This window comes from Bacteroidales bacterium, from assembly GCA_012517825.1.
Taxonomy (GTDB): Bacteria; Bacteroidota; Bacteroidia; order Bacteroidales; family JAAYUG01; genus JAAYUG01.
In genome coordinates, this window is sequence record JAAYUG010000087.1 from 1 (window position 1) to 5907 (window position 5907).

Consider the following 5907-nt stretch of genomic DNA (forward strand, 5'->3'; position numbering starts at 1 on the left):
AATACGATGCCTTCCGCAATGTTCAGGCAGGTACCGGTTACTATGACAATGAAATCAGTATTGTATGGTCCACAGGGCAGGGATTTGCGGCCGGAACGCAGTACAAGGTTAAGGTAGCTGAAAAGAGCGTTACACTGAGTTCCACCATTCAGGGGTGTGAAGATGCTACCCCTGAGGAACTGAATGTATTTGTTCTTGCCCGTCCAACGGTGGCCTTTGACGGAACCGAAGGTGGTGGTTGCGGAATCAACCCCGGTACTGATTTTTACGTTCCTTTAACGGTTACCGGTCTTGGCAACTGGGAGGTGACCTACACGGTAAGCTATAACGGCGGAGCCGCTGGTGCTCCCCAGACCTATACGCTCAACCTGGCGGCTCCTGCAGTAACTGATGCCACTGTAATTGCAGAATCAACTACGCCCCGTACAGCGGCAGGTACACCCACTTCAGGTACTGACGGGTTGCGGGTTTCTCTCCCCGCCGGTCAGTATGGTTATTATGATGTAACTATAACCAATATTACCGACCGCATTTCGCGTAAGTCGCAGGATGCCCTTGCTGCTCAGGGTGCCGCCGGTTCCTACAGAATTTATGTTGTACCTACCCCGACCACCAGCCCGATTCAGCATCTGAAGAATTTGTAATCTCAATAAATCTTTCGGTTGCATGAATTGCCAGAAATGAAAGCGATACGGCAATATATTGTCCTTGCACTCCTGCTGGGCATGTTTTCAGCGCACAGCCCCGGGCAGACTCTGCCCCGGGTTTGCGTGGGAAGCAAAGTCCGGTATGGAGTGCAGGGACTTGCCAATTCGCATTTCGACTGGACAGTTCAGGGCGCAACTATTCTGAACAATTATGGCGATTCCATTGACGTTCAATGGAATGTACCTCCCGGCATCTATTCTCTGTCGGTACTCGAGACTTCGGAGTTCAATTGCGTGGGCCAACCGGTAACCGCCCAGGTGCAGGTAAATTATAACACGATAAGTATAGGAACAAATCTTGAGGTATGTTACGGCGACAGTTTGTTGCTGGTGGCGCCGGGTGGTTTTGTTTCCTATCAATGGAGTAACGGGGCAACAACACGGCAGACCTTTTCAAGGGGCGGCCCTGTTTGGGTAATCGCTACCGATGCGTCCGGTTGTCAAAGCCGCGATTCGGTATTTGTTAAAGTTAATCCTCTCCCGGTGATTGACCTCGGGCCTGATACCACACTCTGCGGCAATGAAACCTTTGACCTGGATGCAGGTCCTGGCTGGACCAGTTATCACTGGATCATACGAAGCGGACGCAAAGAAACGGAAGAAAGCGGCCAGACAATCACCGTAGGATCGGGTGCCAAGATTGTTCGTCTTGAAGTTACCGATGCAAAGGGTTGCGTTGGCAGGGATACTGTCGCAGTATTGCCCTGCAGTATCAATCGCATTCTTGGTGTGATCCCCAATGCCTTTACACCTAATAATGACGGACGGAATGATACATGGCATATCGAAAAACTGGCCAATTATCCCGACGCATCGGTTGAAATATACGATCGCTGGGGACGTATTGTATTCCGGCGTGATAAAGGCTATTCCAGTGCTGAATGGGATGGAACGTCCAACGGGAAACCACTTCCTATGGATGCATATTTCTATGTCATTGATTTGCACATCGGAATTGAACCTATTACCGGATCGGTAACCATTATCCGGTAAAAATATTTGATAGAAGAGAAAGAGATAATGAATGAAATTGAATAAAGAAAAGAAAATATACTGGTTGATTCTTGGCCTTGCCCTGCTCATGCCATCTTATTTGCATTCGCAGCAGATTCCGTTATACAGTCAGTACACTTTTAACGGTTTTCTGATCAATCCAGCTATTGCGGGCAGCGAGGGGTATACGGCGCTCAATCTGACAGCCCGCGAGCAATGGCTGGGCATACCCAATTCTCCCAAAACCCATGCCGTTTCGATTCAGACAAGAATGCTGAGAGACAGTTATATTGGCCGATCATTGAAAATCAAAAAGAGAATGCAGATAGCTTCCCGAAGCGGACGGGTAGGCCTGGGAGGCTATGTGTATAACGATATGAGCGGCCTCATTATACGAACAGGTTTTCAGCTGACTTACGGATACCACATTAGGATGAAAGAATCCCAGCTTTCACTGGGGGTGTCAGTCAATGCGTACGAGTTCCGGATTAACAGGCAGGCTATTGTTACCGGCGAGGAGGATGATCCCCTGATACTCGAAACCAAATTCAATACATTTGTTCCTGATGCCAATTTTGGCGTGTATTATGTGAACAAATATTTTTATGCCGGGGCTTCCGTTTCCGACATGATGCAGGCAGCGCTGAAACTTTCCGGTCCCGCAACAACCCAATATAAGCTGATGAGGCATTACTTCCTCATGGCTGGTTATAAAGCACCTGTTGCCGACAATTTTACCCTCGAACCATCGTTTCTTCTCAAAGCCTCTCAGAACGGAGCTGTTCAGCTCGACATTGGTTCCAAAGTTTATTACAAGGAGGATTACTGGGCCGGTATGGCATACCGTACCGGCAATGCCCTGATTTTTATGCTGGGCATGAAAGTTGACAAGTACTATTTTGGTTATGCATTTGATTATTCATTGAGCCATATCATGAGCCGTACCTTTGGTACACATGAATTTATGGTAGCAGCCAAATTCGGCGACAATGCGCGCCGGTACCGCTGGCTGAACCGCTTCTGACAAATACTGACAGAAAGAATTCCTGCCTTTTTTCAAAAAATAGTTACCGGAAAAAATCGAAAACATTTGGTTTTTTCAGGACAAGTATTTATTTTCGATGTTAGATAAATTGTTTTTAACTAAAAACCTGTATTTTTTTAACCCCCTGCTATATACAGGTGTTGATTGGAAAAAGGTGTAGCATGGGACGACTGCTGAAATATGGCGACCATGAACTGTTGAAAGGAATTGTAAATGAAGAAGATGAAGCTTTTGAACATCTCTATAAAGAAATTTTTCCTTCAGTACGCTGGTTGATAGTGAGAAACGGAGGGTCGGAGGAAGATGCCCGCGATTTGTTTCAGGAGTCGGTTATTATTCTGCATGGTAAGCTGAAAGAAGAAGGCCTGATATTGCACTGTACGGTAAAGACTTATTTATATTCGGTTAGCAGGCACCTGTGGTTAAAAGAATTGACCCGAAGGAGAAAATTAAATTTTACAGAAATTGGTGATGAGCAATATCTGATCCTTGAGGAAAATGAAAGCTCCGATTTTGAACAGGAACTTCTCGATTTTTACCTGAAGCAGTTTAATCAGTTGAGCAAGGAATGCAAAAAAATACTAAATTTACATTTCAGAAATGTATCCATAGCAGAAATTACAAAAAAACTTGGTTATCCGAGTGATAGCTATACAATGAACAGGAAATACCGTTGTAAACAGCGATTATTGCAGAAAATATCACGACATCCTTATTTTAAAAACCATGACGGACGATAGTTTTTTGTTCGAGCAGTATCTTGATGGCACGATGGCTGAGGAAACCCTGAGAAAGTTTCTTGACAGGCTTGCCACAGATAAGGATTTTGCCGCCCGCTTCGAGTTGTACAAACGACTGGATGATTTTGTACGGCGGCAGCAACTGCGCGTTTTCTCGGTGCGGAAGGTTTCGGAGGAAAGTGACGGACTGGAAGTGAATGAATTGCAACATCTTGAAAAGGAGATTGGTAAATACTACAGCCACAAAAAAAATACCGGAGAACTCAGAACACTTCGGGAAAAACTTGACCAGGCGTATGAGCATATCCGGAAAGATGATACCAACCGCTCCAAAAAATCTTCCTGGGTTGGTATTGCTGCTTCCATTGCACTGCTTGTCTCCCTTTCCTTGTTGTATTTCTTCCAGAATCATAAAAGTCTTACAACTGAAGAGATTTACAACCGGTATTACTCTGCCTATCCTGCATTTGCAGTAGTTCGTGGTGCCGAATTATCCCTGGTGAATGAGAATCCCTGGCAGGCTGCTCTTAAGCAGTACGAAGCAGGAAATTTCCGCAAGGCTTATACTGCTTTCCAGATGGCCGAATTCTCTATGAAAAATAAAAATCTTGCCAAATTGTACGAGGGAATCTGCCTGATGGAACTCCATGAATATGGAGATGCTGCAGTACAGTTCCGGCAGATTCTGTCCTCGGGAAATAAGTTACTTTATAACCAGGCATGCTGGTATCTTGCTCTCTGCCGCCTCAAGCAGCAGCGGATCAGTGAAGCTGTTACCCTGTTGAAACAGATTGATCCTGACGGAAACACATTTTACCTCAGGGCAAAACAGCTTCTGGATACCCTGGATGATTAAATTCTAAGAAACTGATTTTACATCTTTACCGGTTGATCCTGTTATAGCTGACAAACCCGGTTTGTTTTTTATCCCTTTTCACAATCCGTATTAATAACTACGGCCATGTTGGTCGATCATAGGGACAAACCGGACGGGCAATACCTCATCCTGAATAATTTTACCGTCTTTTTTCTTTAGCAGTATAAGTTCCTGCGTCCATGAATTCTTTTCAACCGGTATGATCATACGTCCTCCTTCTCTGAGTTGCTGAATAAGGGCCGGAGGAATATGGCTGGGTGCGCAGGTGACAATGATTTTGTCGAACGGCGCATGCTCGGGCCATCCAAGGTACCCGTCGCCGGTTTTTATGAACACATTTCGATATCCCAGTGTTTTCAAAACCGAGTCGGCTTTTTCGGCCAGGGGCTGGTGAATCTCAATGCTGAAGACCGAATCGCATAGCTCTGCCAGAACAGCTGCCTGGTAACCTGAACCGGTGCCGATTTCGAGTACCTTGTCGGTGTGCCTGACCCGTAATTGTTCGGTCATAAATGCCACCACATAAGGCTGAGAAATGGTCTGGCCATATCCCACCGACAGGGGATAATCTCCATATGCATAAGGACGTTCCTGTTCAGGAACAAAAACATGCCGGGGAACTTTTTTCATCACCCTGAGCACGTCCGGATCGGTCACACCCCGCCCTGCTATTTGCTGTTCAACCATTCTTTCCCGGTGCTCCTTCCATGGATCCTGCTGGGGCTGCATGCAAAAACTGATTAGATTGATACTGACAAGTGCAAGTAAAAATCTTTGTGTTTTCATTATATTGAAAAAACAGTACCCTGCTCCGGTATAAGGATGTTCCTGAATCCTTTTCTTTCCAGCTGGTTTTTGAAAAACTCCTGGGCGTGCAATTCTCCGTGCACAAGAAATATTTCCTTGAGCAATTCCGGCTTCTGGCATGAGAGGTAAGAAAGCATTTCCTGGTAGTCGCCGTGTCCGCTGAACGATTCTATGCGAAATATCTCTGCACGCACCGGGTACCGGTTCCCGTGAATGGAGACTTCTTCGTCTCCCCTGAGAATGCGGGCACCTAAAGTCTGTGGTGCGCAATAGCCGACCACAAGAACAGAGTTTCGCGGATCAGAAATGGTATTGGCCAGATGATGTTTTACCCGTCCGGCTTCCATCATCCCTGAGGATGAAATTATGATGCAGGGCTCGGTACGGGTATTAAGAGCTTTGGATTCTTCCACCGACTGAATATAATGCAATGAACCGAATCCGAACGGGTCAGGGTCGGCGGCCAGAACCTTCCTGACCTCTTCATTAAAGCATTCCGGATGTAAGCGAAATACATCCGTTATGTTCATGGCAAGAGGGCTGTCAACAAAAACGTCAATCCGGGGAAGTCGACCTTCGTTCCATAGATTGTTCAGTGAAAGTACTATTTCCTGTGTTCTTCCGACAGCAAAAGAAGGGATGATCAGTTTCCCCCTTTTTTCGGTGCAGGTATGTTTCACAACACGGAGAAGTTCTTCGTCTGAATCTTCCAATGGAGTATGGAGCCGGTCACCATAG

Annotated in this window: 7 protein-coding genes; 5 read left to right on the top strand and 2 right to left on the bottom strand. The window is 46.1% G+C overall.

Annotated elements, in window-relative coordinates; all coding sequences use genetic code 11:
- From GX419_05640 to GX419_05660, 5 genes are all read left to right on the top strand, one after another.
- Positions 1-644: hypothetical protein (locus GX419_05640; GenBank protein NLI24168.1), on the top strand; the 644-nt coding region annotated here is incomplete at its 5' end.
- A 36-nt stretch (positions 645-680) separates the two neighbouring features.
- Positions 681-1700 carry a T9SS type B sorting domain-containing protein gene (locus tag GX419_05645; GenBank protein NLI24169.1) on the top strand — a complete coding sequence of 340 codons (1020 nt, stop codon included), beginning with the start codon at positions 681-683 and terminating at the stop codon, positions 1698-1700.
- A gap of 31 nt (positions 1701-1731) precedes the next feature.
- Positions 1732-2724 (top strand): type IX secretion system membrane protein PorP/SprF, encoded by a 993-nt coding sequence (locus tag GX419_05650; protein NLI24170.1) that lies wholly within the window; start codon positions 1732-1734, stop codon positions 2722-2724.
- 182 nt (positions 2725-2906) lie between these two features.
- Entirely contained in the window at positions 2907-3485 is a 579-nt protein-coding gene (locus tag GX419_05655; GenBank protein NLI24171.1) for a sigma-70 family RNA polymerase sigma factor, read from the top strand.
- On the top strand, positions 3472-4341 hold the full coding sequence (locus GX419_05660) for a hypothetical protein (protein NLI24172.1): 870 nt from the start codon (positions 3472-3474) through the stop codon (positions 4339-4341). Before GX419_05655 ends, GX419_05660 begins: the two co-directional genes overlap by 14 nt.
- Before the next feature lie 90 nt (positions 4342-4431).
- Here the strand turns inward: GX419_05660 and GX419_05665 are convergent, their stop codons facing one another.
- Positions 4432-5148 carry a protein-L-isoaspartate(D-aspartate) O-methyltransferase gene (locus tag GX419_05665; protein NLI24173.1) on the bottom strand — a complete coding sequence of 239 codons (717 nt, stop codon included), beginning with the start codon at positions 5146-5148 and terminating at the stop codon, positions 4432-4434.
- Positions 5148-5907 (bottom strand): MBL fold metallo-hydrolase (locus tag GX419_05670; protein NLI24174.1); only part of this gene is annotated, 760 nt, incomplete at its 5' end. The genes GX419_05670 and GX419_05665, both read right to left, overlap by 1 nt.